General features: G+C 74.6%; 20 protein-coding genes and 2 pseudogenes. 10 read left to right on the top strand and 12 right to left on the bottom strand.

Features of this window, described 5'->3' with window-relative positions; translation table 11 throughout:
* The first annotated feature begins 223 nt into the window (after positions 1-223).
* Entirely contained in the window at positions 224-640 is a 417-nt protein-coding gene (locus ACIOJE_RS20120) for an ATP-binding protein (protein ID WP_280674265.1), read from the top strand.
* Positions 641-974: 334 nt separating this feature from the next.
* Positions 975-3374 (top strand): SpoIIE family protein phosphatase, encoded by a 2400-nt coding sequence (locus ACIOJE_RS20115; protein WP_400777649.1) that lies wholly within the window; start codon positions 975-977, stop codon positions 3372-3374.
* 133 nt (positions 3375-3507) lie between these two features.
* Here the strand turns inward: ACIOJE_RS20115 and ACIOJE_RS20110 are convergent, their stop codons facing one another.
* From ACIOJE_RS20110 to ACIOJE_RS20090, 5 genes are all read right to left on the bottom strand, one after another.
* Positions 3508-4545, bottom strand: a complete 1038-nt coding sequence (locus ACIOJE_RS20110) for a DUF2637 domain-containing protein (RefSeq protein WP_280674263.1) — start codon at positions 4543-4545, stop codon at positions 3508-3510.
* 214 nt (positions 4546-4759) lie between these two features.
* Positions 4760-5695, bottom strand: coding sequence for a (2Fe-2S)-binding protein (locus ACIOJE_RS20105; protein WP_400777647.1), 936 nt, complete (start codon positions 5693-5695; stop codon positions 4760-4762).
* 167 nt (positions 5696-5862) lie between these two features.
* Positions 5863-6705, bottom strand: a complete 843-nt coding sequence (locus ACIOJE_RS20100) for a hypothetical protein (RefSeq protein WP_400777645.1) — start codon at positions 6703-6705, stop codon at positions 5863-5865.
* A gap of 205 nt (positions 6706-6910) precedes the next feature.
* Complete coding sequence (locus ACIOJE_RS20095; RefSeq protein ID WP_280674261.1) at positions 6911-7762, bottom strand: hypothetical protein; 852 nt, start codon at positions 7760-7762, stop codon at positions 6911-6913.
* A gap of 164 nt (positions 7763-7926) precedes the next feature.
* Positions 7927-8538: an NTP transferase domain-containing protein gene (locus ACIOJE_RS20090; RefSeq protein WP_400777643.1), complete on the bottom strand. Its 612-nt coding sequence runs from the start codon at positions 8536-8538 to the stop codon at positions 7927-7929.
* A gap of 146 nt (positions 8539-8684) precedes the next feature.
* Here ACIOJE_RS20090 and moaA point away from each other — a divergent pair, with 146 nt between their 5' ends.
* From moaA to ACIOJE_RS20075, 3 genes are all read left to right on the top strand, one after another.
* The gene (moaA, locus tag ACIOJE_RS20085; protein WP_280674259.1) at positions 8685-9680 is read left to right on the top strand and encodes a GTP 3',8-cyclase MoaA; all 996 of its coding nucleotides are present in this window, start codon (positions 8685-8687) and stop codon (positions 9678-9680) included.
* Between the two features lie 131 nt (positions 9681-9811).
* Positions 9812-10570: an HNH endonuclease family protein gene (locus tag ACIOJE_RS20080; RefSeq protein ID WP_400777640.1), complete on the top strand. Its 759-nt coding sequence runs from the start codon at positions 9812-9814 to the stop codon at positions 10568-10570.
* A gap of 84 nt (positions 10571-10654) precedes the next feature.
* Positions 10655-12223: an alpha/beta hydrolase gene (locus ACIOJE_RS20075; protein ID WP_400777638.1), complete on the top strand. Its 1569-nt coding sequence runs from the start codon at positions 10655-10657 to the stop codon at positions 12221-12223.
* 89 nt (positions 12224-12312) lie between these two features.
* Here the strand turns inward: ACIOJE_RS20075 and ACIOJE_RS20070 are convergent, their stop codons facing one another.
* Positions 12313-14781, bottom strand: coding sequence for an ArnT family glycosyltransferase (locus ACIOJE_RS20070; protein WP_400777636.1), 2469 nt, complete (start codon positions 14779-14781; stop codon positions 12313-12315).
* Between the two features lie 70 nt (positions 14782-14851).
* Positions 14852-15970: an esterase family protein gene (locus tag ACIOJE_RS20065; RefSeq protein WP_280674256.1), complete on the bottom strand. Its 1119-nt coding sequence runs from the start codon at positions 15968-15970 to the stop codon at positions 14852-14854.
* A 167-nt stretch (positions 15971-16137) separates the two neighbouring features.
* Here ACIOJE_RS20065 and ACIOJE_RS20060 point away from each other — a divergent pair, with 167 nt between their 5' ends.
* The 3 genes and pseudogenes from ACIOJE_RS20060 to ACIOJE_RS20050 form a co-directional block, all read left to right on the top strand.
* Positions 16138-17088, top strand: a complete 951-nt coding sequence (locus ACIOJE_RS20060) for a hypothetical protein (protein ID WP_280674255.1) — start codon at positions 16138-16140, stop codon at positions 17086-17088.
* Between the two features lie 156 nt (positions 17089-17244).
* Positions 17245-17931: pseudogene (locus ACIOJE_RS20055) on the top strand (serine protease); the annotation flags it as partial.
* A gap of 213 nt (positions 17932-18144) precedes the next feature.
* A pseudogene (locus ACIOJE_RS20050) lies at positions 18145-18876 on the top strand (putative Ig domain-containing protein); the annotation flags it as partial.
* 162 nt (positions 18877-19038) lie between these two features.
* Here the strand turns inward: ACIOJE_RS20050 and ACIOJE_RS20045 are convergent.
* Entirely contained in the window at positions 19039-19785 is a 747-nt protein-coding gene (locus ACIOJE_RS20045) for an SDR family oxidoreductase (protein WP_400777633.1), read from the bottom strand.
* A gap of 102 nt (positions 19786-19887) precedes the next feature.
* Here ACIOJE_RS20045 and ACIOJE_RS20040 point away from each other — a divergent pair, with 102 nt between their 5' ends.
* On the top strand, positions 19888-20742 hold the full coding sequence (locus ACIOJE_RS20040; protein WP_400777631.1) for a helix-turn-helix transcriptional regulator: 855 nt from the start codon (positions 19888-19890) through the stop codon (positions 20740-20742).
* 136 nt (positions 20743-20878) lie between these two features.
* On the top strand, positions 20879-21769 hold the full coding sequence (locus ACIOJE_RS20035; protein ID WP_400777629.1) for an aminoglycoside phosphotransferase family protein: 891 nt from the start codon (positions 20879-20881) through the stop codon (positions 21767-21769).
* A 295-nt stretch (positions 21770-22064) separates the two neighbouring features.
* Here ACIOJE_RS20035 and ACIOJE_RS20030 read toward each other — a convergent pair whose 3' ends face one another.
* The 4 genes from ACIOJE_RS20030 to ACIOJE_RS20015 form a co-directional block, all read right to left on the bottom strand.
* Positions 22065-22682 carry a hypothetical protein gene (locus tag ACIOJE_RS20030; RefSeq protein ID WP_280674251.1) on the bottom strand — a complete coding sequence of 206 codons (618 nt, stop codon included), beginning with the start codon at positions 22680-22682 and terminating at the stop codon, positions 22065-22067.
* Between the two features lie 173 nt (positions 22683-22855).
* Entirely contained in the window at positions 22856-23548 is a 693-nt protein-coding gene (locus ACIOJE_RS20025) for an aspartate/glutamate racemase family protein (RefSeq protein ID WP_280674250.1), read from the bottom strand.
* A gap of 64 nt (positions 23549-23612) precedes the next feature.
* Positions 23613-25463 carry a CocE/NonD family hydrolase gene (locus tag ACIOJE_RS20020; protein WP_400777627.1) on the bottom strand — a complete coding sequence of 617 codons (1851 nt, stop codon included), beginning with the start codon at positions 25461-25463 and terminating at the stop codon, positions 23613-23615.
* A gap of 196 nt (positions 25464-25659) precedes the next feature.
* On the bottom strand, positions 25660-26604 hold the full coding sequence (locus tag ACIOJE_RS20015; protein ID WP_400777625.1) for a hydrolase: 945 nt from the start codon (positions 26602-26604) through the stop codon (positions 25660-25662).
* Positions 26605-26928 lie beyond the last annotated feature (324 nt).

The following is a 26928-nucleotide window of genomic DNA, read 5'->3' as shown; positions in this document are numbered from 1 at the left end:
GGACGCACACTGTTGCAAACGCCGTCAACTGGGCATGAGGATGAGTGGTCAGAACGAGGGGGCCACCCGGCCGGCGGGGGATCCGGAGGCGGGGGCCTGGATTTGAGGGCGGGGGCATGTGTTGATGGACGGTCAGTCGCGATTCCCGCGGCAGCGGACGGGTTCGGGCGACGCCTACCGGTCCGGGCCCGCCCAGGGTCCGGTCGGCGGCACCGGGACGACCTTGCCGGGGACTCCGGCCCCCGGCTGCGCCCTGCACCGACGGTTGCACCTGACGCTCGACCCGGCCGACCTGGTCGCGGTCGGCTCGGTCCGGCGGCGGCTGCGGACGGCGCTCAGCCACTGGGGGGTGCCGGAGCTGTCGGACACCGCCGAGCTGCTCTCCTCCGAGCTGGTGACCAACGCACTGCTGCACACCGGCAAGGGCGCGGTGTTCGACGCGGTGCTGGGGTCGGACCACCGGCTGCGGATCGAGGTGCAGGACGGCACGACCCGGCTGCCCGGTCGGCGCCGCGATCCGGACGCCGAGTACGCGACCTCGGGGCGCGGCCTGCTGCTGGTGGAGGCGCTCGCGGACGCATGGGGCGTGCAGTTGAGAGGTGACGGCAAGGTCACCTGGTTCGAACTCGCCCTGCCCTGAGCCGGTTCACCTGAGCCGGTCCACCGGAGCCCGTCCATCTGAGCCGGTCCACCCGAACCCGTCCACCGCATTGTTCGGCGCCGATTCATTCGCCATCGAAGGATGCCCGGAACAGAAGGCGGAGCGGAAGATTTCCGGCCCGTTACCATTGCCGCTCGGCCGAACATTGGACAGGATGGTGGGAATGTGTGTCCACGTGCGGGAAGCAGCGGGGAGTCCGAACCTCGACTGACCACCGCCCGTCGACACCGTCCCATCCAGCACCACCCACCACACCGCCACGCGGCCCGTCCGGACGGTCGGCGCGGTCCGCCACGGCAGCGGCAGGAGCAGCATGCCCACTGAGCCCGAGTCGCCGGGGCCGGCGCTCCCTCCCGGTGCGTCCACCGTCGAACCGCAGCAGGCAGCCGCCACCCACGCCGAGCCCAGTACGGCCGAGCCCAGCCCCGCCGGTCCCACCACACCCGGTCTCACTGCACCCGGTCCCACCACACCCGGTCCCGTCACGGCAGACCCCACCACGGCCGGTCGCACCACCGCCACCGGCACAGCCCGGGCGAAGCCACCCGCGCAGGCGGTGCGCCGGCACTCGCTGCGCACGGCGCCCGGGGTCGCCGGACGGCTGGCGCCGGTGCTCCCCGGTGGGCTGCCGCCCGCCTCCGCCGACACCATGCCGGACTGGCTGGAGCCCGCGATGGCCGCCAACGGCATCGGCTCCTTCGACTGGGACATCCGCCGCGACGTCCTGGAGGGCGACCACCGCGCCTGCGCGATCATCGGCCTGGACACCATGGACCAGGGCCGCTTCGACCGCACCGCCGGCTCCTTCCTGGCCCTGCTGCACCCCGAGGACGCGCCGGTGGTGCGCCGCCGGGTCGAGCGCGCGGTGGCTGAGCTGGGCCAGTGCGGCGCCTACTACCGCACCGTCGGGCCGAACGGCACCATGCGCGCGGTGCGCTTCCGCGGCCGGGTGCTCGCGGACGCCTTCGGCCGGGCCTCCCGGATGGTGGGCTTCGTCTGGGACGCCACCGTCGAACTGCACAAGCGCGACCGCGCCGACCGGATGGCCCTGCTGCGCGAGGAGCGCTCCCGGTTCATCAAGGAGGCGGCGCGCGCCCTCTCCGAGGCGGTCACCGTCCGTGACGTGGCCCGGGTGTTCACCGGGCTGCCGCTGCCCGGCCTGCCACCGGACGGCCTGGTGCTGGCCTCCTTCGAGGCCGGCCGGGCCCAGATCCTCGGCGCCTCCGGTTACCGGACCGAGGCGCTGGCGGTCTGGGACCGCACGGTGCTGCCGGCCGGGCACCCGGCGGCCGAGGCGCTGCGCCACCGGGCGCCGGTGTTCATCCCGACCCGCGAGGAGTTCCGCGAGGGCTACCCCGCGGTGTGGGAGCCGACCAGCCGCACCGGCCGCGGCTCCTGGGCGTTCCTGCCGCTGGTGGCTAGCGGCCGGGCGATCGGCGTGTGCGTGGTCAGCTTCGACGACGAGCGCGAGCTGGACGCGGACGAGCGCACCCTGCTGTCCACCCTGGGCGGCCTGGTCGCGCAGTCCCTGGCCCGGGCCCGACTGCACGACGCCGAGCACGAGTTGGCGGCCGGTCTGCAGCGGGTGATGCTGCCGCGCACCGTGCCGTCCATCCCGGGCGTGACGACGGCCGTGCGCTACCTGGCGGCCGGTTCCGGCCTGCAGATCGGCGGCGACTGGTACGACGTGGTGCCGCTGCCGGGCGGGCACGTCGGCCTGGTGATCGGGGACGTCCAGGGGCACGACGTGCACGCCGCCGGGATCATGGGTCAGCTGCGGATCGCGCTGCGCGCCTACGCGGCCGAGGGGCACCCGCCGGCCGCGGTGATGGCCCGCGCCTCCCGCTTCCTCGCCGACCTGGACACCGACCACTTCGCGACCTGCACCTACGCCGAGGTCAACGTGGACTACGGCGTGGTCTACGCGGTCCGGGCCGGCCACCTCGACCCGGTGGTGCGTCGCGCGGACGGCACCGCCGCCGTGGTGCCGGTGGCCGGCGGGCTGCCGCTGGGCATCGATCCGGACCAGGAGTACCGGGTCACCCGGTTCAGCCTGGACCCGGGTGAGACCGTGCTGCTCTGTACCGACGGCCTGGTCGAGGCGCGCGGCATGGACCTGGACGAGGGCATCGCCCGGCTCACCCGGGCGCTCGGCCGCCCGCTGGCGCCCGCCGCGGAGGCGGCCCGCGACCCGCTGGAGGACCTGGCCGACCGGATCGCCTCCCAGGCCGCCGACTCCAGCGAGCGCGAGGACGACATAGCGCTGCTGCTCCTGCGCTGGGACGGCCCGGCCGGCGGTCTGGCCGCCCAGCAGCTGCGCCGCCGGATCGGCCAGGCCGACCTGGCGCGGATCTCCGAGGTCCGGGCGGAGCTGCGGGACGCGCTGCGGCGCTGGGGCGTCGCCGAGTTCATCGACACCGCCGAGCTGCTCTCGTCCGAGCTGGTCACCAACGCCATCCGGCACACCGACCGGGACGCCATGTTCACCGCCAGGCTCTACCGGGAGCCGGCCTCGGACGGCGGCCGGGCCCGGCTGCGGGTCGAGGTGGAGGACGAGTCGGACCTGTGGCCGACCCGCCGGACGCCGGGGGAGCAGGCCTCCTCCGGGCGCGGGCTGATGCTGGTCGAGGCGCTGGCGGACGCGTGGGGGGTGGAACCGCGCGGGTCCGGCAAGCGGATGTGGTTCGAGCTCAGCGCCACCCCCGCGGCCTGAGCCGCACTCCGGGCCGCGGCCCGCGCTGCGGCCCGAGCCGAGCTCCGCGCCGCGGTCGCAGCCGCGGCCCGAGCGGCACGCTAGGGGCGCGGTGGGGGCGCGCGGCGGGGTCCACCGATGCCCCCGCCGTCGATCACCCGAACTGCTGCTCCAGGTCCTTCAGTTTGCGCTCCAGCGAGTCCAGCCGCGGCAGCGTCACGGTGTCCTCGTCGAGCGTCAGATCGATGGTGCGGCGCTCCGGGCGGGCGGGCAGGCCCGGCTGCACCACCGCACCCTCGGCGGCCTCGACCTCACGCGGGCCGGCGGGCTGGTCCGCCCCGGGCCCGCCGGCTATGGCGGGCTCCGAGCCGGACTCCAACTGCCGTGCGCCGTCTCCGCGTTGGCGCCAGGTTCCGGTGCTGCGGCTGATCGCCCGGATCTCCGCCCGCTCGCGGCGGCCGGCGAGCCTGCGGCGCTCCCGCTCCGCGGCCTTCTCCCGCTTGTCCTCGCGGACCTCGTCGACCGCCTCGTCCAGGCTGCGGACGCCTTCCAGCAGCATCAGCGACCAGGCCGCGTAGGTCTCGCGCGGGGCGCGCAGCCAGCGGACGATGCGGATCTGCGGCAGCGGGCGGGGGACGAGCCCCTGCTCGCGCAGGGCGGCCCGGCGGGTCTGCTTGAGCGCCCGGTCGAACAGGATGGCCGCCGAGAGGGACATGCCGGAGAAGAACTGCGGGGCGCCGGCGTGGCCGAAGCCGCGCGGGGCGTGCACCCAGTTGAACCAGGCGGAGGCGCCGGCGAACAGCCAGACCAGCAGCCGGGAGCCGAGTGCGGCGTCGCCGTGGCTGGCCTCGCGGACGGCGAGCACCGAGCAGAACATCGCGGCGCCGTCCAGACCGAACGGGACGAGGTACTCCCAGCCGCCGGACAGCCCCAGGTTCTGCACCCCGAAGCCGACCAGCCCGTGGAACGAGAGCGCGGCCGCGACACCGGCGCAGCAGAACAGCAACGTGTAGGAGGCGCCGCCGTACAGGGATTCCTTGCGACGGCGCCGCTCCTCGGAACGCTCCCAGGAATCCGGCCCGTTGGCGGGCGCGGATCCCCGGCTCCGGACCAGGGCCACCAGGAGCGCGCTGACCAGCAGCCCCGCACCTCCGGTGACGGCCCAGCCGAGCGGTATGTCGGACAATTTCATCGCCGGAACCAGCCTCGCTTTCCTGCGTCGCGTTCCTGCGTCGTGATGGCGGGGACCATCATGGCGGATGCTCGGCAGGGGAATGGCTGATTCGCCGTCAATGCGCTGAGTAGAGGGATTTCTGACCCCACGGCAATCGCATTGTCGTATGAATTTGAAGCGGGTTATTCCCGGAATTCCGGGCTTTCCGGATCTGATATCGCACGGATATTCGTCAACCCCGCATGACGCGGGGGCAGCCGCCGCACATGTCCTCCGGTTGCGCGGTGTAGACGAGGCAACAACTGGCCCGGGCCCGGTCGGTGCCCGAAGCATCGCCGCACCCGGCTGCCGCCGCGGCGAAACCGGCACCCGGGGTGAAGGGGGCCGGGACCGGAGCGGGGGCGCCGGGCGCGCCGGGCGCGCACTCCGGAGCCGTCGCCCGGTCGCCCGCCGGCGGGGGCTCCAGCAGCGCGGACAGCTCGGCGCGCGCCCGCTCCTCCTCACCGAGTAGCCCGCCGACGTGCCAGAGCCCCTCCACCGCGGCGTCCGTGGCCATCGCCCACAGCACCCGCGGCCCGCGCCGCACCTCGGGGCGGAAGGCGGCCAGCAGCGGCTCCAGGAACCCGCCCAGCGCGCCGCGCAGTTCGGCGGCCAGCGCGTTCTCGTCCGGCACCGTACGGGCCTGCGGCGCCCCGGCCGCCGGGTCGTCCGGCAGGCAGGCGAAGGCGTCCGGGCGGACCGTCAGCTCCACTGTGCCGGTGCCGCGGCGCACCGAGACGTCCGCCGGGTCGAGCAGCGGGACGCGCCGCTCCAGGAACCACGGCGCGGTGAACAGCAGCGAGACCGGCCAGACCACGCGGTGCAGGCCGAAGCCGGCCGCCACGTCCGGGCGCAGCGGCCGCCCGTAGCGGTCGAGGCCCTGCCGGGCGTCGTGGGCGATCAGCTCGCGGAGCGCCTCGGGCCGGGCGGCCAGGTCGGCGGCGGGGATCCAGCCGTCGCCGCGGCGGGGCGGGGCGCAGCGCACCCGTACGACGGGGGCGAGCACGGTCAGCCGGTGGTACGAGGTCGCGCCGGGGGCGGTGCCGGCCGGCGCGGGGGCGGGGGCGTGCGCCTCGGTGCTGCGGGGGGCGCGCGGCGTGGGGCCGGGCCGGGTGCTGCTCGCGGTCATGGGCGGGCCCCATCGGGTCGACCGGGGCCGCTCATGGACCGCCCGGCGGTGCCCGGGCGGGGTGGTGGTGGCCGCCGGGCCCGGCCGGACCGGGGCATGGCGGTGCCCGGGGAACGGCAAGGCGACCTGGCCGGGGCACTGCTCGCCCCAGCCAGGTTAGGCTCACCTTAGCTGATTGTCCCCCGGGGCTCGCGGGTGCTGCGCCCGTCCGGGGGAGGCCCCGGCGCGCGGGCGGTGCCCAACTGGCGCGCGAGCCAGACCGGCACCCCGCCCAGCGCGTGCACCAGCCGGGCCGCCTCGGCCCGCAACCGGGCCGCCTCGGCCGGCTCGGACACCTCGGCGAGCGCCGCGAGTGCCGGCGCCACCCCCACCGTGAAGCCGAGTTGCTCGCGCAGCCGCAGCGAGGCGTCGAAGCCCTCGCGGGCGTTGCCGCGGTCCCCCCGGGCGAGCGCCAGCGCCGCCAGGTGGCGCCAGGTGTACGAGCGCAGCAGTTCGTCCCCGCGCTCGCCCGCGCCGTCGTGCGCCCGGCGGTAGGCGATCCAGGCGGCACTGCGGTCGCGCAGCAGGTTCTCGGCGACCAGCCCGCGCCGGAAGTCCAGCAGCGGGCGGCCCGGCGCGTCCGGCGGCAGCAGGGCCGAGGTGCGCCCGAGTGCCGCCTGCGCCTCGTCCAGCCGGTCCCGTGGACCGAGCACGCTGGCCACGTACGCCAGGAAGCCGCGGGCGCAGGATGCGGCCGCGCGCTGCTCGGTGCTGGTCACGACGGCCTCCGCGAGGCGGAGCGCCTGTTCCGCCTGGGTCCACTGCGCGGCGGTGAACAGGCATTGCTCGATGAGGAGTTCGGCCCGTGCCAACGCCGTCGTCGGGTCCTGTTCGGCGGCCGGGCGCAACAGTTCGGCCGCCTCCTGCCAGCACCCCCGGGACCTCAGCCGCCACACGGTGTCGCCCGGTTCCTCCGCTTCCGCCCGCCCCCGCCCGTTCGGGCCGTTCGGGCCCCATCCGTGCTCTGACAACGCCACCTCCTTGTGTGCGCCATCCAGCAGGGCACGGGCCCGCCCCACCCGCGTCGCCGTCGACTCCCGTCGGCATGGCGACGGTGACGGCAACGCAAAGGCCCGCGCTGTGGCGGCAATTCAACACGGGGGTGAGCTTGTGCACCAGATCACGAGCGGAGGTTCTTGCGTTCGCGGCGGACTTGATCTAGAGGACGTCCGTCGGTCAGGACGTCCAGCCGGTCTCCATCAGGGCCTCGGCGGCGCCGTTGGCGGGCTGCGGCACCCCCGCCAGATCCAGGCTGAACAGGGCGACCAGCAACTGCTCGCCGCGTACGGTGGCCTGGTGCGAGTAGCCGGCCAGGGTGAACATCGCGGCGGCCATCTCCTCGGCGTGCAGGGTCTGCAGCCACAGGCACTCCACCGACTTCACGTCGGCCGGCTCGGTCCAGGTGTCCACCTGGGCGACCATCCGGCTGCCCAGCAGGGTGACCCCGTCGCGTTCCTGGGCCTCGGTCAGTTCCAGGTCGTCGAAGCCGAGCCACTCCAGGTAGCGGGCGGCGGTGAACACCGCGTCCTGCGAGGTGCGCACCGGGTGCGGGCGAAACGGCGTGCGGTGGCGGAACGGCTTGGGCTGCCCGCCGGAGCCGCCGGGCGGGGCGGGCACCGGCGCGCCCATCGGGTGGGCCGGGTACGGGCGGGAGGCCTGCGGGCCGGGGGTGGCGAGCGGGCCGGCCGTACCGGTGCCGAGCCGGGTAGTGCGGTCCACCGGCAGCCGGACGGTGGCGCCGCAGTTGCAGGTGAACTCGGGCTGCGGCCACTGGTCGGAGCGGCCGCAATGGGGGCAGCGCATGCTCAGCCAGGAGTCCTCCCAGGACCGGAACCGCACCTGCACCGGCACCCCGCCGCGCAGCAGCGGCACCTTCAGCGAGGCGCCGCACGGACAGGGCAGCGACGGTGGTTCGTAGAGGTGCTCGCGGCGGCAGGCGGGGCAGCGGATCGCCCGGGCGCCACCGCCTGCCCCGGGCCCTGGCCGGGCGGGGTCGTGTCCGGTGAAGTCGTCGGGCAGTCCGGCCATCGCGGGCTCCGTCCGTTCGAATCGGGTGGTGGGACGGTTTCCATGCTCCCCGAAACGGTGGGCGCTTGGCGCGGAATGGGGCAATCCTCAGGGATGGATCAGGGGTGTGCGCCCGGTCGGTGCCCGCTGCGGGTGCTTCGGGCACCCGGCCCGGCCGGGGGCGGTCAGCCGGCGGACCAGCGGGCCAGGTCGGCGGGGGTGTCCAGGTCGTCCGGAACGGCGACGTCGGCGCACTCGACGAGCGTGATCCGGTCCGCGTGCGAGGCCAGCAGGGCGCGGGCGCCCGCGTCGCCGGACGCGCCCGCCGCCGCCTCCGCGAAGTACCGGGCGCCGATCAGCACCGGGTGCCCGCGCCGCCCGTCGTAGGCCGCCGCGGCCAGCTCCGCGCCCGCCCGGTGCGCGGCCAGCAGCCGGGACACCGCGGCCGCCGTGACGCCCGGGGTGTCCACCAGCATCACCAGGGCCGCCGACACCCCCGCCGGCAGGGCCGCCAGCCCGGCGCGCAGCGAGGAGCCCATGCCGCCCGCCCAGTCCGGGTTGGCCACCAGCCGGCAGCCCGGCAGGTGCGCCGTCGAGCGGACCCGCTCGCCGTCCGCGCCGAGCACCACCGTCACCTCGGCGCAGCCGCCCGCCCGGACCACCGCCACCGCGTGTTCGACCAGCGGCCGGCCCGCGTACCGGATGAGCGCCTTGGGACGCCCGCCGAGGCGCCGCCCGCCCCCGGCGGCGAGCACCAGCGCGGCGACGGGGCCGGTGTGAGCTTCGGTGTTCTGCATGGGCCAAGCCTGCCCGCCCGCCCTGCCGGCGCGCAGCCGTATCACCCCACAGTTGTACGAATCCACAAGGAGAACCCGCAGGTCGCGGCCGGTCCCCGGCGGTTCGGCCGCTGGCCGTGCGGCCCGCCAGCCCCTGTACTGGGTCGATGAACACCGCACCGCGCCCGCTGGTGGACCGCTTCGGCCGGGTCCACACCGATCTGCGGGTCTCGTTGACCGATCGCTGCAATCTGCGCTGCACGTACTGCATGCCGGCCGAGGGGCTGGACTGGCTGCCGAAGGCGGAGGTGCTGAGTGACGACGAGGTGGTGCGGTTGGTGCGGATCGCGGTGGGGCGGTTGGGGATCGCCTCGGTGCGGTTGACCGGTGGGGAGCCGTTGCTGCGGCGGGGCCTGCCGGAGCTGGTGGGGCGGATCGCGGCGCTGGGGCCGGAGGTGTCGCTGACCACCAACGGGATCGGGCTGGCCCGTACGGCGGTGGCGCTGCGCGAGGCGGGGCTGCACCGGGTGAACGTCAGCCTGGACACGCTGCGCCCCGAGCGGTACGCGGAGATCACGCGGCGGGACCGGATCGGGGACGTGTTCGCGGGGTTGGCCGCGGCCCGGGCGGCGGGGCTGGCACCGGTGAAGGTGAACGCGGTGCCGGTGCGCGGGGTCAACGACGACGAGATCGTGCCGCTGGCCGAGTTCGCGGTCGAGCGCGGGTATGCGATGCGGTTCATCGAGTCGATGCCGTTGGACGCGCAGGGCGCCTGGGACCGCTCGACGATGGTCAGCGCGGACGAGATCCTGGCCGCGCTCGGCGCCTGCTTCGCGCTCGTCCCGGTCGGGCGCCGCGGCAACGCCCCGGCGCAGGAGTGGCGGGTCGCGGGCACGGACGCCGTGATCGGGGTGATCGCCTCCGTCACCCGGCCGTTCTGCGGCGGCTGCGACCGGGTCCGCCTGACCGCCGACGGCCAGCTGCGCAACTGCCTGTTCGCCACCGGGGAGTCCGACCTGCGCGCCCTGGTGCGCGGCGGCGCGGACGACGACCGGATCGAGGCCGCGTGGCGCGCCGCCATCGCCGGCAAGGGGCCCGGACACGCCGTCAACTCCGCCGACTTCGTCCGGCCCGATCGCCCGATGTCGGCCATCGGCGGCTGAGCGGCGCGGCGTGCGCGCGGTGTGAGCTTCGACATGGTCGACGGGGCTCGCGTGGCGCCGTCTTGACCTGCTCTTGGGGTGGCTGATCTGCTGGTTCGCCGTCAACCCGCCCCAGCACCCGGGAGTTCTCCGTGCCCGCCCGCCGCACCACCCTGTCCGCCGCCACCGTGTTCCTGATATGCGCCCTCGCCCTGGCCGGGTGGTTGCTCGGCGGCCGCGACCACAAGGCCGGCGACTCCGCCGCCCCCGCCGGGGGCCTGGGCACCAGCCCGCTGCAGAACCCGGACGGCACCAAGCCCGGCCTGGCCCCGCTGACCACACCCGAGGAGCGGAAGGCCGGCCGGGACGTCATCGCCAAGGTCGCCACCGCCGCCGCCGGGCCCAAGGACGGCTACGACCGCAACGAGTTCGGCCCCGCCTGGACGGACAACGTCGAGGGCGTCCCGCTCGGCCACAACAACTGCGACACCCGCAACGACCTGCTCGCCCGCGACGGCACCGCCGTCGAGCGCAAGGACGGCTCGAACTGCGTCGTCACCGCGATGACCATCCACGACCCGTACACCGGCCAGAACGTGCAGTGGACCAAGCAGCAGGCCACGAAGATCCAGATCGACCACGTGATGCCGCTCTCCTACGACTGGCAGATGGGCGCCGCCAAGTGGGACAAGGCCAAGCGGGTCCAGATCGCCAACGACCCGCTCAACCTGATCCCCGCCGACGGCTCCCAGAACGCCTCCAAGGGCGACTCCGGCCCGGCCTCCTGGCTCCCCGCCAACACGGCCGTCCGCTGCTCCTACGCCGTCCGCTTCGCCCAGGTCTCCCTCAAGTACCAGCTCCCCGTCACCGCCGCCGACAAGCAGGGCATGCTCCAGCAGTGCGGCGGCTGACGAATCGTTCCCGCGGGAGCGGCCGCCGGTGCGGGTGAGGGGGCGGATGCGACCGGGGCGGGCGGCAGGTGATATGGGTGGGCGGTGATCCCGAAGATCCCCAGGAGTCTGCTGCCCGCCCTGCTCGCCGCCCTGCTCGTGCCGGCGGCGGGCTGCACCGCGCCGCCGGTACCGGGCCGCGGACCGGCCGCCGGCGCGTCCGCCCGGCAGCCCCAGGACCTGGTGCCCAGGACGGCCCCTCCCGCGCTCGCGGCGCTGTACCGGCAGCCGCTGGACTGGAAGCAGTGCCCGGACCGGCCGGAGGCCGAACCCGGTGAGCCGGAGCTGCGGTGCACCGGGCTCAAGGTCCCGCTGGACTACGCCGACCCGGGCGGCGAGAAGATCGAGATCGCCGTCGTCCGGGCCCGCACCGGCAAGGCCGACCGGCGGATCGGCACGCTGGTGCTCAACCCCGGGGGGCCGGGCAACTCCGGGGTGGACAAGGTGTTCTGGGACTGGGGGTCGTTTCGCGGCACCGTGTCGGACCACTTCGACCTGGTCGGCTTCGACCCGCGCGGCGCCGGGCGCACCACCCCCGTGCACTGCCTCGACGACCGCACCCGGGACGGGTGGAACAGCACCGACGACCCCGGCTACGACCGCGGCCGGGTCCTCGCCGACGCCTGCGGGGCCCGGCACGCCACGCTGCTGCCCCACCTCGGCACCCGTGACACCGCCCGCGACCTCGACGTGCTGCGCGGCGCCCTGGGCGAGCGGCGGCTCGACTTCCTCGGCAGCTCCTACGGCACGTACCTCGGCGCCCTCTACGCCGAGCAGTTCCCCGAGTGGACCGGCCGCCTCGTCCTGGACGGCGCCGTCGAGCGCAGCCTCGACCCGGTCCGGCTGAACGGCGAGGCGGCCGCCGCCGCCGAGACCGCCCTGCGGGACTTCGCCGCCGACTGCGCGGGCCTCGACGGCTGCCCGCTCGGCCGGGACCGCGCCACCGCCCCGCAGCGGCTCGCCGACTTCCTGGACGGCCTGCGCGAGCATCCGCTGAGCACCGGCGACGGCCGCCGCCTCACCGCCACCCTGGCCTGGAACGCCACCCTCGACGTCCTCTACGACGGCCGGCGCTCCTGGGAGCGGCTGCGCCAGGCCCTCGACCCGGCGATCACCCGCGGCGACGGCGCCGACCTGCTCGCGCTCGCCGACCGGGCCAACGGCCGTGACGAGGAAGGCCGTTACGCCACCGCGGCGGACGCCTTCGCCGCCATCACCTGTGCGGACGCCCTGATGGCCCCCACCGACGAGGACCTGCGCACCGCCCGCGCCGAACTCGCCGCCCGCGCCCCGCTGACGAGCCGGCACGACGTCCGGGCGGCGCTGCTCTCCCCGGACTGCCGCCCCTGGCCCTTCCGCACCGCCGAACGCCCGTCCCGGATCCGGGCGGAGGGCAGCGCGCCGATCCTGGTGATCGGCTCCACCGGCGACCCGGTCACGCCGTACGTGTGGGCGCAGCGGATGGCCTCCGGCTTCGCCCACGGGGTGCTGCTCACCCGGGACGGCGACGGGCACACCGGGTACGACAAGAGCGACTGCGTGCGGGAGGCGGTGGCCGCCTTCCTGGTGGACGGCACGCTGCCCGCGGCCGGGACGCACTGCCCGTCGGACTGACGGGGCGCGGCGGCCGGGGCGACCGTCAGGGGGCGGGGGAAACGCGAAGGGGGCGCACCACAGGCTGCGGTGCGCCCCCTGGAGGACGGTCAGGAGAGCGGGGCCGTCAGGTCGTAGAAGGTGGTGGAGCCGACCGTCTTCGCGGTGAAGTGGCTCGTCACCCAGCTCTCGATCTGGGCGCTCTCGGACTCCTGCGCCCCGGTGTCGCCCCGTCCGCTCTCGGCTCCGCCGAAGCCGCGGTGGGAGCCGCCGGCGATGAACCAGTGCACCTTGCCCTCCTGGACGTACTTCTGGAAGCCGGCCAGGCTGAGCGAGGGGTCCGTACCGTTGAAGCCGCCGAGGGCCATCACCGGCTTTCCGGTGGCGAGTTGGTAGCTGGCGGCGTTCTGCGAGCCGTTGGTGGCGGCCGCCCAGGTGTACTGGTCGGCGTTCTCCTTGAGCAGGGCGGAGGCCTCCTCGCTCACCTTGGTGCCGCCGAGCAGGCCGCCCATGCCGCCCATGCCACCGGGGCCGCCCATGCCGCCGGGGTCCTCGCCGGTGCCGGGGATCCCGCTGCCGGGGTTGGTACCGGTGCCGCGGTCGCGGTGGCCGGTGCCGCCGTTGAACCCGCCCTTGCCGCCGCCACCGCCGAACCCACCGGTGCCGCCGCCCTTGCCGCCGCCGTTGAAGCCCTGCCAGCCGCCGTTGCCGCCGCCGTTGCCGCCACCGCCGAACCCACCGGCGCCACCGCCGAAGCCGCCGGCGCCGCCGCCGTTGCCCCCGCCGGGGACGCCCGGAGCGCCGCCGTTCTGCCCGCCGCCGGGCTGGAACATCCGGCCGCCGCCCGCGAAGCCCTTCCCGCCGGGCCGGCCGCCGCCGCCCGGGCCGAAGGAGCCCCGTACGGCCGGCCCGGCCGTCACGATGGAGCCGCTGTGCGCCGTGTTGACGGTGTCCACCGCGTACGCCGCCGGCCCGCCGAGCGCCGCCGCCAGGCCCACCAGACCCGCCACGGAGGCGATCCGCGCGCCCACCCGTCCGGAGGCCTTCCCGACGAGCTGTCCGGCGACCAGCGCGGTCGCCGCCGCCAGCCCGCCGACCAGCACCACCCAGCGCAGCCAGGGCACGAACTGAGCGCTGCGCCCGAGCAGGACGTACGCCCAGACCGCCGTCACCGCGAGGGTCCCGGCCAGCACCAGCGCCCACGGCAGCCGGTGCCGGGCCCGCCACAGCCCGTCCACGCCCATGCCGACCAGCGCCGCGACGGCCGGGGCGAGCGCCACCGTGTAGTACTGGTGGAAGATCCCGGACATGAAGCTGAACACCAGCGCGGTGGAGAGCAGCGCGCCGCCCCAGACCAGGAACGCCGCGCGGGCGGTGTCGGTGCGGGCGTGGCGGCGGGTCGCCCAGAGGGCGGCGACCAGCAGGATCAGCGCGGCCGGCAGCAGCCAGGCGATCTGCCCGCCGATGTCGCCGCCGAACAGCCGGGTGAGGCCGGTCTGGCCCCAGCCGCGGCCGCCGCGCATCGCCCCGCCCGGCAGGTCGAGCCCGGCCGGGAGCCGCCCGCCGCCGCCGACGCTGCCGGTCTCGTCGCCGTTGATCCGGCCGAGGCCGTTGTAGCCGAAGGTGAGGGAGAGGAAGCTGTTGTCCTGCGAGCCGCCGACGTACGGGCGGGCCGAGGCCGGCAGCAGTTGGACCACGGCCACCCACCAGCCGCCGGCGAGCACCATGGCCGCGCCCGCGACCAGCAGCTGCCGCACCCGCCGCCACAGGCCGGTGGGCGCGACGACCAGGTAGACCAGCGCGAAGGCCGGCAGCACGAGGAAGGCCTGCAGGGTCTTGGTGAGGAAGGCCAGTCCGAACATCACCCCGGTGAACACCAGCCAGCGGGTGCCCGCCGCCTCGATGGCTCGCACCAGCCCGTACGCGGCCAGGGTGAGCAGCAGCGCCAGCAGCGCGTCCGGGTTGTTGAAGCGGAACATCAGCGCCGCGACCGGGGTGAGCGCCAGCACGCCCCCGGCCAGCAGGCCGCCGAGCGGGGAGAAGCGGCGGCGCACCGTCGCGTACACGACGCCGACGGTGGCGGCGCCCATCAGCGCCTGCGGGGCGAGGAGGGACCAGGAGGAGAGGCCGAAGATCCGCACCGAGAGGGCCATCGGCCACAGCGACATCGGGGGCTTGTCGACGGTGATGAAGTTCCCGGCGTCGGAGGAGCCGAAGAAGAAGGCCTTCCAGCTCTGGCTGCCGGCCTGGACGGCGGCCGAGTAGAAGGCGTTGGCCCAGCCGGAGGCGCTCAGGCCCCACAGGTAGAGGACGACGGTCGCGGCCAGCAGCGCCAGCAGGGCCGGGCGCACCCAGCGCGGGTCGTCCGCGCGCCCGCGCCAGGCGCGGGCGGGGAGGGTGCGCAGCCGGCCGGACCAGGAGGCGGGGCCCTTGGGGCCGATGGGCGGCAGGGGCTGCTCGGGGAAGAGCGGCGCCGGGGCCGGCCGGGCCGGGTCCGGCTGCGGCACCTCCGGCGGCGGGAAGTTCGCGGCCTCCGGCCACGGTTCGCCGGCCGAAGGGGAGTAGCTGGTCGTGGTCATGCGCCATACCGTGCGTGGCGTGGCTGAGAGGAGTGTGAGACGCGGCTGTGAGGCGGGTGTGATCCGAGGTTCAGGCGGACGGCGGCATGGTGAGGTGGCTGCCCAGCCACTCCATGGCCGGGGGGATCTCCCGGGTCCAGGTGTGGAAGTTGTGGCCGCCGCTGTCCAGGGTGATGGTGGACAGCTTGGTGGGGGCCTTGAAGGCCTTGACCATGGCCTGGGTCTCGCCGTAGTTGTCCTCGTCGTAGCTGGTGGTGAGCAGCAGGGAGACGGGGGCGGCGGGCTGGTTCTTCAGCCGCCACAGCAGGTCGTTCTCCTGCTTCAGCCGGTCGTCGCTACCGAACAGGTCGCCGGTGGTCTCGTCGTGGGCCGCGTTGTAGTAGCCGGAGAGGGCGGCCGCCGCGGGGTAGGAGTCGGGCTTGCGCAGCGCGAACTTGAGCGCGCAGTAGCCGCCCGTGGAGTTGCCGATCACCGCGCGGTTGGACGGGGCGGAGCCGATCCGGTAGGCGGTGGCCAGGGCCTTGGGCAGGTCGCTGGTGAAGTAGGTCTCCGCCTGGGGGCCGTTCGGGACGTCGACGCACTCGGTGTCCCGGTTGCCGACGAGCGTGGGACGCGTCATCACCAGGATGGTCGGCGGGAGCTTCTTCTGCTCGATCGCGGTGAGCGCGGACGCCGGGTACTGCATCAGCGAGATCAGCTTCTCCGGGGTGCCCGGGTAGCCGGTGAGCACCAGGGCCATCGGGAACTGCTGCTTGGCGTAGGCCGGCTGGAAGTACTGCGGCGGCAGGTAGACGTAGGCCTCGCCGCTCAGGCCGGTGGCGGCTCCTTTGACGGCGACCTTCTGGATCAGCCCCGAGCGCTCGCGGTCCGACCCCTGCGCCGAGTAGAAGCTCTGCTCACCGGTGATGGACAGGGCGGCGTTGGGCGTGTGGTCGACGACCGTGCCGAGCTTGCCGTTGGTGCCGAGCAGGTCGCTCCAGGAGCTGTAGAAGCCGAAGTAGCCGTTCGCGATCAGGCCCATCGCGACCAGCACGGCGACCTGGGTGGCGAGGAAGGCGCCGATCCGGCCCGCCCAGGACTTCCAGCCCTTCCCGCCGAAGCGCGGCCAGAGCCACATGGTGGCGGCGAAGACGAGGATCGCGACGGCCGAGGTGACGATCTGGAGGGGGAGTCCGGTGAGGCTGAGCACGCCCCGATCGTAGTTGACCCCCTTCGGCGCCTCCGGGCGCCCCCTGCACCCCCTGTACCTCCTCCTGCGGGGCCGCGTGAATCCGGTTGACCCGGTTGCCCGGGCTCGGCACCATGGCGGCGTGCACGTGCACGCTGTGTGCACGGGACGTCACCGGGGCGGGGTTCATGAAATCCATCACCAGGGCCGGTCTGGCCGTCGGTATCGCGCTGCTGCTCGCGGCCTGCTCCAGCGGCGGCGGAGGCGCTGCGGGCGGGCGGTCCACCGGTGCGGCCGGCGCCCTGCCCGTACCGGCGCCGACCCCCACGCCGACGCCCACGCCCACGCCGACCGTGCCGCCGTACGGCCCGGTGCTCGGCCAGAACATCGACCCGGTCAACGCCGCGCTCGGCCAGGTGGCCGGGGCCAAGACCCTGAGCGACCTCGACGGCGTGCTCGGCGGCATCGCCACCAGCGCGCGGACGGCCGGCCGGGGCCTGGGCCTGGCGGACGAGCCGGCCGCGGTCACGACGGTGCGGGCCGAGCTGGTGACGGCGCTCACCTCGCTCGCCACCGACGCGACGAAGGTCCGCAGCGACATCAAGAGCAGGGGCGTCTGCGCGGTGGGCTCCGCGCAGGCGGAGTTCGGCGCCTCCGCGAGCCTGGCCGCGGTGTCGGCGGCCCTCGCCAAGATGGCGGCGGCCGGCTACCCGACGACCTTCGCCGTCCCGCAGACCCCGAAGCAGCAGTCCCGCGCGCTGGACAACGGCACCCTGGTCCGTGAGGGGCGGCTGCGCGGCGAGGGCGTGTTCAAGGTCGACAACGGCGGCAAGGGGGACGCGGTCGTCTCGCTCGCGCTGAACGGCAAGTCGGTGCACTCGGTGTACGTGGCCAAGGGGCAGAAGGCCAGCATCGAGGGCGTCGAGGACGGCACGTACGAGGTGTACTTCGCCGGCGGGGTGGACTGGGACTCGGACGCGAAGGCGTTCACGCAGAGCTGCCGGTTCACCAAGTTCCAGGACACGCTGGCGTTCGAGACCGGCCGTACCGCGACGTCCTGGTCGATCACCCTCCAGCCGACGGTCGGCGGCAACGCCAAGACCGACGACGTGGACGCGAACTCCTTCCCGCAGCCGTAGCCTTCGCCTCCGCAGCGGCGGGCACGGTCGGCGCCCCGGGGTGCCACCGGGCCCGCCCTTAACGGGCATACCGGGGCGGATGGTTGCCGTCCCGGGGCACAACGGCCGATTGCCGGTGGCGAGTTCGGCCAATACGGTTGACCGTTTGAAGTGACCATGGCACTTTCGTGCGGCGCGGGCCTCGGCGACCAGTCGTACACCCCGCGATCCCCCACAAGGAGAGCCATGTTCAAGAGACTTGCCGCGATGGCCGGCGTCGGCGCCGTCGTCGCGGGCGGGCTGACCCTCGCCGCCGCTCCCGCGCACGCCGTCCAGGCCAGCGACCTGACGTCCACCATCGCCCTGAGCAACTGCTCGGCCTCGCTGGTGCGTTACCCCACCTCGGTGGCCGGCGACCGGGCCCTGATGCTCACCAACGGCCACTGCCTGCCGACCATGCCCTCGGCCGGCCAGGTCATCCAGAACGTCAGCGCGAGCCGCAGCGGCACCCTGCTCGACGGCGCCGGCAACAGCCTCGGCACCGTCCAGGCCGACAAGGTGCTCTACGCGACGATGACCGGCACCGACGTCGCGCTCTACCAACTCACCGACACCTACGGCTCGATCACCTCCAAGTACGGCGCCACCGCGCTGACCGTCAACGACACCCACCCGGCCGACGGCGCCGCGATGTACATACCCTCCTCGTACTGGAAGCAGGTGTGGAACTGCTCCGTCAACGGGTTCGTGCCCACCCTGCGCGAGGACCAGTGGACCTGGCACGACTCGCTGCGCTACAGCTCCGGCTGCAACACCACGCACGGCACCTCCGGCTCGCCGATCATCGACTCCGCCAGCGGGCGGATCATCGGCATCAACAACACCGGTAACGACAACGGTGAGATGTGCACCCTCGACAACCCGTGCGAGGTCGCCGCCGACGGCACCACCACGGCCACCAAGGGCCAGAGCTACGGTGAGGAGACCTACTGGTTCACCACCTGCCTCGGCACCGGCCGGGTGATCGACCTCAACGTGGCCGGCTGCCTGCTCACCAAGCCGGCCGGCAGCGGCGCCGTCTCCGTGAGCAGCCCCGGTGACCAGTCCACCGCGGTCGGTGGCGCCGTGAACCTGCAGATCAACGCCTCCGGCGGCACCGCGCCGCTGTCCTACGCGGCCACCGGCCTGCCCACCGGCCTGCCCACCGGCCTGGTCATCAACGCCTCCACCGGCGCGATCACCGGCACCGCCACCACCGCGGGCAGCTACCCGGTGACCGTCACGGTGAAGGACTCGGCCGGCAAGACCGGGACCGCGAGCTTCACCTGGACCGTCGCCGGTGGCGGTGGCGGCTCCTGCACCCCGGCGCAGCTGCTGGGCAACGCGGGCTTCGAGACCGGCACGGCGGCGCCGTGGACGACCAGCTCCGGCGTGGTGGACAACAGCTCCTCGCAGGCGGCCCACGGCGGTTCGTGGAAGGCGTGGCTGGACGGCTACGGCTCCTCGCACACCGACTCGCTCTCGCAGACGGTGACCATCCCGGCCGGCTGCAAGGCGACGCTGAGCTTCTGGCTGCACATCGACACCGCCGAGACCGGCACCACCGCGTACGACAAGCTGGCCGTGTCGGTGAACGGCACCACGCTGAAGACCTACTCCAACGTGGACGCCGCGGCCGGCTACCAGCAGCGCACCTTCGACCTCTCGTCCTACGCGGGCCAGAGCGTCGCCGTGAAGTTCACCGGCACCGAGGACACCTCGCTGCAGACGAGCTTCGTGATCGACGACACCTCCGTCCAGACCAGCTGACACCGGTCGACGGCACGACCTGAGGGCCCGGCAGCGGGTGGCTGCCGGGCCCTTGCCGCGCCCGGCGGCGGTCCTCCCGTGCGGTGGGGGCGAGCACGCCGATCGCGCTGGTGACAGTCGTCTGTGACGACCTGCGCCGGCCGCCCGGCCCCTCGGCGGGGTCTACCAGGGGTAGGTGCCGCCGCTCGGGTTGAAGAAGGCGCCCGTCGGACCGTCCTGTGACGCGGTGACCTGTCCGGCGATGGTGCGTCCGCCCTGCTCGGCGCTGAGGTGGCCGGCGTGGCCGTTCAGGTCGGTCGCGCAGTAGCCCGGCTCCAGCGCGTTGACCCTGATGCCGGTGTCGCGCAGGACGCGGGCATAGACGAGGGTGACGGCGTTGAGCGCGGCCTTCGAGGAGTTGTAGGCGAGCAGGGCCGCGTGCTCCCACAGCGGGGAGTCCGGATCGGCGAGGAAGGAGAAGCTGGCCAGGCCGCTGGAGACGTTGCCGACGTAGCCCGCGGGCGACCTGCGCAGCAGCGGGAGCATGGCGTTGGTGACGGCGACGACGCCGAACACGTTGGTCTCGTACGTCTCGCGCATTGCCTCGACCGGCAGTTGGTCCGGTGTGTGCTGCTGGTCCCGGGCGACGCCCGCGTTGTTGATCAGGGTGTCCAGCCGGCCGTACTCGGCGTCGATCAGCTCCGCCGCGGCGGCGATCGTCGCGGTGTCGGTGACGTCGAGGTGGACGAAACGGGCGTCGAGGCCCTGTGCGGTGAGCTCGGCGGCGGCCTCGGTGCCGCGCCGGTGGTCGCGGGCGCCGATCAGAACGGTGTGCCCGGCCCCGGCGAGTTCCCGGGCGGTGGCGAGGCCGATTCCCTTGTTGGCGCCGGTGATCAGGACGATGCGGTGGTCCGCTGCGGTGGTGGTCATGGCGCCACCCTGGCCGCCCGGCGCCGGGGCCGGGAGAGCACTGTCGAGGGTGGTATCGGCGGTCCCATGGTGGCACCGGCGCGGCCGGGCCAGACTGGGGGCGTGGAACATGTCGACCGGGCGGAGCTGGCCGCCTTCCTGCGGCGCTGGCGCGCGCGGATCCAGCCGGCCGATGTCGGCCTGCCGACCGGCGGGCGGCGCCGCACCCCGGGCCTGCGCCGCCAGGAGGTCGCCCAACTCGCCGGCATGTCCGTGGAGTACTACATCCGCCTCGAACAGGGCCGGGGGCCGAGGCCGTCCCGCCAGATGATCGGGGCGATCAGCCGGGCGCTGCGGCTGTCCGACGCCGAGCGCGCCCACCTGCACCACCTCGTCGGCGAGCCGCCCGGCCCGCCGCCCGGACTCGCCCGCGACGTGCGTCCGGGCGTCCTGCACCTGCTCGACCGGCTCGGCGACACGCCGGCGATGGTCTGCAGCGCCGCCCGCGACGTGCTCGCCTGGAACGCCATGGCGGCCGCGTTGCTCGGGGACTTCTCGACGCTGCCGCCCGGCGAACGCAACACGATCCGGCAGCTCTTCACCGACCCCGGGGCCCGGGCCCGGTACCACCCCGCCGACGTCGAGCAGATCGCCCTCCGGGCCGTCGCCGACCTGCGGGTCGCGGCGGCCCGCTACCCCGCCGACCGCGGGGTGCGCGGCCTGGTCGACCGACTGTCCGCCGTGAGCGCCGAGTTCCGGGAACTGTGGGCGCGACAGGACGTCGAGGTCCGCCGCTCGACCCACAAGCGCATCCTCCACCCCGTGGTGGGCCCGCTCGACCTCGACTGCGAGGCGTTGCACGACCCGCACAGCGACCAGTGGATCATCTTCTACACCGCGGCGCCCGGCACGCCCTCGCACGAGGCGCTGCGGCTGCTGAAGGTGGTGGGCAGCCAGGACCTCGCCGTCCGGGAGTGAGCCCCGCCGTATTTCGGTTGCGGGGCCGTCGCCGCGCTGGCAGGGTCGGGTGCCGCCGCCGGGCGCGGAGCGGTTCGTGGCGTTCCTGGCCGGACCGGCCGGCACCCGAGCCGGTACACGAGAGGGTGGGCAGGGCATGGCAGCGGGCAGGATGCACGCCGACGAGCTGGACATCGACGACGCGCTGGTGCGGCGGCTGATCGCCGGGCAGTTCCCGCAATGGGCCGGCCTCCCGGTGGAGTCGGTCGACTCGGCTGGCACCAGCAACGCGATGTACCGCCTGGGCGGGGACCTGGTGGTGCGCCTTCCCCGCATCGCGGGGGTGGCGGACGACATCGCCAAGGAGCACGCCTGGCTGCCGCACCTGGCCCCGGCGCTGCCCGTCGCCGTTCCCGTGCCGCTGGGCGTGGGAGGGCCGGCCGACGGCTACCCGTGGCCGTGGTCCGTCCTCGGCTGGCTGGGCGGCGCGAACCCGGTGGTCGACCGGATCGCCGAACCCGGTCTCCTGGCAGCCGACTTGGCCGCGTTCGTGCGAGCCCTGCGGCGGGTGGACCCGGCGGGCGGTCCCGCCTCCTTCCGCAGCGAACCGCTGGGGGAGCGGGACGGCGTGACCAGGGCCGCGATCGCGGGGCTGCGCGGAGTCGTCGACACCGAGGCGGCGACGGCCGCCTGGGGCGCCGCCCTGTGGGCCCCCGGGCACCGCGGCCCGGCGGTCTGGATCCATTCGGACCTTCAGCCGGGCAACCTGCTGGTGTCCGACAGCGGGCGGCTGAGCGCCGTCATCGACTTCGGTTGCGTGGGCCTGGGCGATCCGGCCGTGGACCTGATCCCGGCCTGGTACGTGCTGCCGGCGTCGGCCCGGGGCGCCTTCCGGACGGCGGTGGGCGCCGACGACGCGGCCTGGGCGCGCGGGCGGGGCTGGGCGCTGTCGGTCGCGCTGCGGGAGCTGGACTACTACCGGGAGACCAACCCGGTCATGGCGGGCATCGCCCGGCGCGTGATCGGGGAGGTGCTGGCGGAGGGTTGAGCGTCGGCCCGCCGTCGGCGCCCGCCCCGGTCCCGGTCCCGGTCCCGGCAGGTTTTACCGAACGGTCGACCAACGGGCGGTCCGGCTCGGGTAGCGTCCAGGCCATCCACTGATCGCGATGCGCGGACGCCTGCCCACCCGGGCCGGGCGGGCCGCCGGGGCACGTTGCTGATCGTGGAGGTGCCGGAGGCGGGGTGATGGACGCGATCACCCCAGGGGAGTGCCGCGAACGTCGCCTCGGCCCGCCCGGAGCCGTGAGCACCGGGCGGCCGCCTCCGCCCCGTCCGGCCGGTGCTCACCGGCTCCGGCCGAGGCCCTCCGCGAGGGGGCCGAACAGCAGGCCCCAGTTCCCGGGCAGGGCGCCGATGGCGGAGCCGAGGTAGCCGCGGACGACCGTCCACTCGTCGGGGCGGCCGAGCGGCCCCTCGGCCAGGACGGCCTCCAGGCAGTCGTCGACGCTGTCCGCGAAGTCGTCATCGTCGGGCCCGGCGAGACCCAGGCGCTCGCAGGCTGGTGGGAGGTCGGCCGGCAGGCCGGTGTCCTCGTCGAGGTCGGTGACCGCGTCGAGGAGGTAGAGCAGGTGGCTGTCCGGGTCCGGCAGCTCGGTGCGCAGGCCCTCGGTGGTGAACTCCCGCTCTGCGTCGTGGTCCACCAGCGCGGAGCCGTCGACCGCCTCGGCGACCAGGGCCGCCCAGTAGGCCGGATCGTGCGGGCCGTCGCTCTGGCGCAGGTGCTCGGCGGCGAAGGCGGCCATCGCGTCCGGGTCGTCGATGAGGGGCGAGACGACCAGATCGCTGCGGTGGTCGAAGCCGAAGAAGTAGCGGCGACCGTCGAGCGTGAGCGACTCGATGGCCGCGACGTGGCCGACCCGTCCGGGCAACGGCTCGTGCTGGTTGGCGAATTCCGGTTCCATGGGGACGACCGTAGCGGCGGCCACCGACACACCCGGCCGGGCTCCCGCGGACGACCGCCCCCATCGGGGAACCCGCGGCGGCGTGGGCCCGGCGAGACCGGCCGGGCGGGCCCCGGCTCCGCCACCCCGGCAGGCTGACCCGGCGTCGGACGGCCCGGTCCGGTCCGGACGCGCTACGCGGACAGGGCGGCGTCGATCGCGGCCTCGGCGTGCAGCCGGGTGGTGGGGAAGACGGGGACGGGGCTGTCCTCGGGGCGGACGAGCAGTTCGATCTCGGTGCAGCCGAGGATGATCCCCTCCGCGCCCGCCGCGACCAGGTCGTCGATCACCCGGCGGTAGGCCGCCCGGGATTCCTCGCGGACGACCCCGAGGCACAGCTCCTGGTAGATCACCCGGTGCACCAGGGCGCGGCCGTCGGGGTCCGGGACGAGGACATCGAGGTCGTGGGCGGCCAGGCGGGCCCGGTAGAAGTCCTGTTCCATCGTGAAGGCCGTGCCGAGCAGCCCGACCCGGCGCAGCCCGGCCGCCCGGACGGCGCGTGCGGTGGCGTCGGCGAGGTGCAGCAGGGGGGTGGAGACCGCTGCCGCGACCTGGTCGGCGACCTTGTGCATGGTGTTGGTGCAGATCAGCAGCAGTTCGGCGCCCGCCGCCTCCAGCGACCGTGCCGCGTCGGCCAGGAGTTCGCCGGCCTCGGTCCAGCGGCCCTCGGACTGGAGCCGTTCGACGGCGGCGAAGTCGACCGAGTACAGCACGAGTGGGGCGGAGTGCAGGCCGCCGAGGCGGTCGCGGGTGAGCTCGTTGAGGAGGCGGTAGTACTCGGCGGTGGATTCCCAGCTCATGCCGCCGATCAGGCCGAGGGTCTTCATGGCGCTATTTATAAAGCAGTGGAAGAAATGAAAGCAAAGGCATAAGGCGCACTTTTAGGCGGTCTCAGCCGTCGCGCGGGACGCGGTGCCGCCACTCCCTGGCGAACACCACCGAGCCGGCCTCCAGTGCGCGCAGCTGCACGAGACTGAGGAAGTGCCCGGCCTCGCAGCGGAGTTGGGTGCGGGTCTGGACGGTGACGTCCCAGCCGGCGTCGGGGCGTTCGAGGCGGACGGTGTGGTCGGTGCGGGCCTGGGCGCTGAGCGGGGCGTCGCTGAGGACGCGGTAGGCGGTGACGGTGTGCTCGTCGCGGACCAGGCCGTCGGGGTGGGTGCGGGTGCCGTCGGTGGCGGGGGAGAGTTCGGTGCGCCATTCGTGGCGGCCGATGTCGTGGATGGTGACGTGTTCGGGCCGGGCGGTGAGCGGGTCGGTGAGGTGGATGTCGAGCGGCTCGGGCAGGGCCGGGGCCGCGAAGGCGGCGGGGGCCGCGCCGACGTCGGCGGCGAGGTGGCGGGTGGGCAGGCTGAGGGCGGAGCGGGACGGGTCGAGGGCGTAGCCGGCGGCGCCCGGGGTGGGCCACACCCACGGCCAGTAGACGGAGGAGAGGGTGAGCCGCAGCCGGTGTCCGGCCGGGACGGTGGCGGCGCAGGCGGCGAGCTCGACGACCGCGTCGGGACCGGTGGCGACCAGGACGCCCCGGGTGAGCAGCGCGGAGGTGCCGTCCGGGCCGACGGCGCAGAGCCGGGCGGTGATCTGGGCAGACGGGCCGTCGTCGCGCAGTCGCAGCCGCACGGTCGGGATGCCGAGCAGTTCGACCGGTTCGGGCAGCGGGTGGGAGTCGAAGCAGACCGAGCGCCCGTCCTCCTCCCGCTGGTCGGGCGGCCGGTCGGCGGGGCGGCCGAGCTGGACGTACGCGCCGGCGTTGAGGCCGGTGTGCTGCGGGGAGCGGACGAGGACGTAGCGGTCGTCGGAGGCGGTGCCGGCGGTGCGCAGCGGGCCGTCGAGGCGGTAGTGGATCTCCCGGACGTCGGGGGAGGGCCAGGCCTCCTCGCCGGTCCAGCGGGTGCCGGTCCAGCTGCGCAGGGCGGGCTCGGCGAGGGCGCCGGTGTCGATGTCGCGCAGCCAGTGGTCCCACCAGCGCAGGGTCTCGGGGAGGGTGTCCTCGGGCAGGCCGTGCGGCCAGAGGCCGAGCAGGGCGCGGGCGGTGGGCGAGGTGGCGAGCAGGCGCAGCACGAAGGAGCAGGACGGGTCGCCCCAGCCGGCGATGGCGAAGGTGGGGACGGGGACAGGGACGGTGGCCTCGCCGGCGGTGAGCCAGGCGTCGACGGGCGGGTCCAGGGACTCCAGGCGGGCCAGCCAGCCGGCCCGCCAGGCGTCGCCGACGTGTCGGGGGTCGGGCGGCAGGGCGGCGTCGGCGATCAGCGCGGTGAGCCGGGTGTGCAGGCCGGCGGCGAGGAGGGCACCGCCGAGGCGGTGGCCGCCTTCGGGGCAGGCGGTGACCACGGCGCCGACGGTGTCGGGGGCGCGGGCCGCGAGCAGCAGGGCGGTGGTGCCGGCGGCGCCGACGCCGAGCAGGCCGACCCGGCCGCTGCTCCAGGGGCGGTCGGCGAGCCAGTCGAGGACGGCGACGCCGTCGGCGAGTTCCTGGTCGCCGCCGGGTTCGCCGGGCAGGCCGTCGGAGTTGCCGTGGCCGCGGGTGTCCACCCGGACGGCGGCGTAGCCGTGGCCGGCGTACCAGGGGTGGCGGCGGGCGTCCTCGGCGGCGGTCCGGTCGGTGAACCGGCCGGAGGAGTACTCCAGGACGGCGGGGACGGGTTCGTCGTGGACCGGGCGCCACAGCCGGGCGGCCAACCGCGTGCCGTCGGGCAGCGGGATGCGGACGTCCTCGCGGGTGGTGTGGAAGGGGTAGGACGGCATGGCCGCTCCCATCGGATCCCGGGCCGGTGAGCGCCGGCGGGCCCGCGGCGCGTACGGGAAGCGCGCCGCGGGCGTCGACATCTCGACCCTAGGGGAGGAACCGTCCGATTTCCTGACGAAGGGCGCGCACTCCCGGTGAAGGGCGCGCGTTCCCGGTTGAAGGGCGCGCACTCCCGGCGGAGGGCGCGCGCGGTGGCTACGCCTTGGAGAGCCAGGCGGTGGCGTTGAGGGCGAGGGCGGCGTTGGTGCCGGCGGGGTCGTCCCAGCCGTTGTAGACCTTCTTTCCGGCCTCGCCGGTGCCGTCGTCGATGGCGGAGCTGTCGCCCCAGATGGCGACCCGGCCGCTGCCGTAGGTGCTGGTGACGAAGAACGCGCCGGTGGTGCCGCTGTAGCCGGTGCGGTAGACGAGGCCCTTGACGGTGGGGTTGTCGGCGGGCTTGAGGGTGAAGGTGGTGCCGTTGCGCAGGATGGAGCCGGTGACGGCGCCGAACGGGCCGTGCAGGACGGGGTCGGTGGGGGCGTTGACGGCACGCGGGTTGTCGGTGGTGATGTTGAGCAGGTCGACGGAGAAGCCGAAGGGGTCCTTGGTGTCGACCCCGTTGGAGGTCATCAGGTCGTTGATGATCGCGGGGGAGTCCCAGCCGTCGTTGTTGCGGTCGCTGTTGGTGTGGTCGGAGACCAGGAAGAGCCCGCCGCCGTTCTGGACGAACTTCATGATCGCGGTCTTCTCGCCCGCGCTGAGCCGGATGTTGGGCTCGGGCAGGACGAAGGTGTCGAAGTTGGCGAGGTCGAGGGCGGCGCCGGTGCCGTAGCTGATGGTGGAGCCGGCCGGGAGGGTCTTGAGGCTGTACTGGCCGGTCTTCTGGAGGGCGACGCCCCAGGCGGACAGCGCGCCGGTCCAGCTCTTCTCGGTGGTGGGGTTGGCGTTCTGGGCGAGCGGGTCGGGCTGGCTGGTGCTGATGATCCAGTCGGCGTTGCCGGCGGTCTCGGCCTTGCTGTCGTCGAACAGCACGCGGTGCCCGGCGGTGGCGGCCTTGGTCGCCGCGGGCCGGGCGGTGGCGGTGGGGGCGGTGGCGGTGAGGCCGGCCGTGAGCAGGGCGGTGCCGGCGAGTGCGGCGACGGTTCGGATACTGATCGTCATGTGCCGTTCCTCCGTGGGGGGTTGAGGCGTTCGGCGCCCGAGTTTTCGCGCGTAGAACGGGAGTATCCGCGCGTAGAGCGGCGACCGAAAGGCTCCGGGGGTTACCAGGATTTGTACGGTCCATGACGAACGGGGGTGGGTGGTGAAGCCCTCGCCGGGACACGGTGAAACCCCGGCCGGAGGAGGCGGTGAATCCCCCCGCCGGGAGGAGCGCGGCCGCTGCCACGCGCCCCCCTCCTGCGCCGCCCGCCTCCGTTCGCCGCCGTCCGGCATTTGCACATGACTTGCAACTACTTCCCCGAGGGGGGAAAGATGGCCCAGCTT

The sequence above is a fragment of the Kitasatospora sp. NPDC087861 genome, assembly GCF_044742585.1.
Lineage (GTDB): Bacteria > Actinomycetota > Actinomycetes > Streptomycetales > Streptomycetaceae > Kitasatospora.
This window is presented reverse-complemented; position numbering and strand designations above follow the sequence as displayed.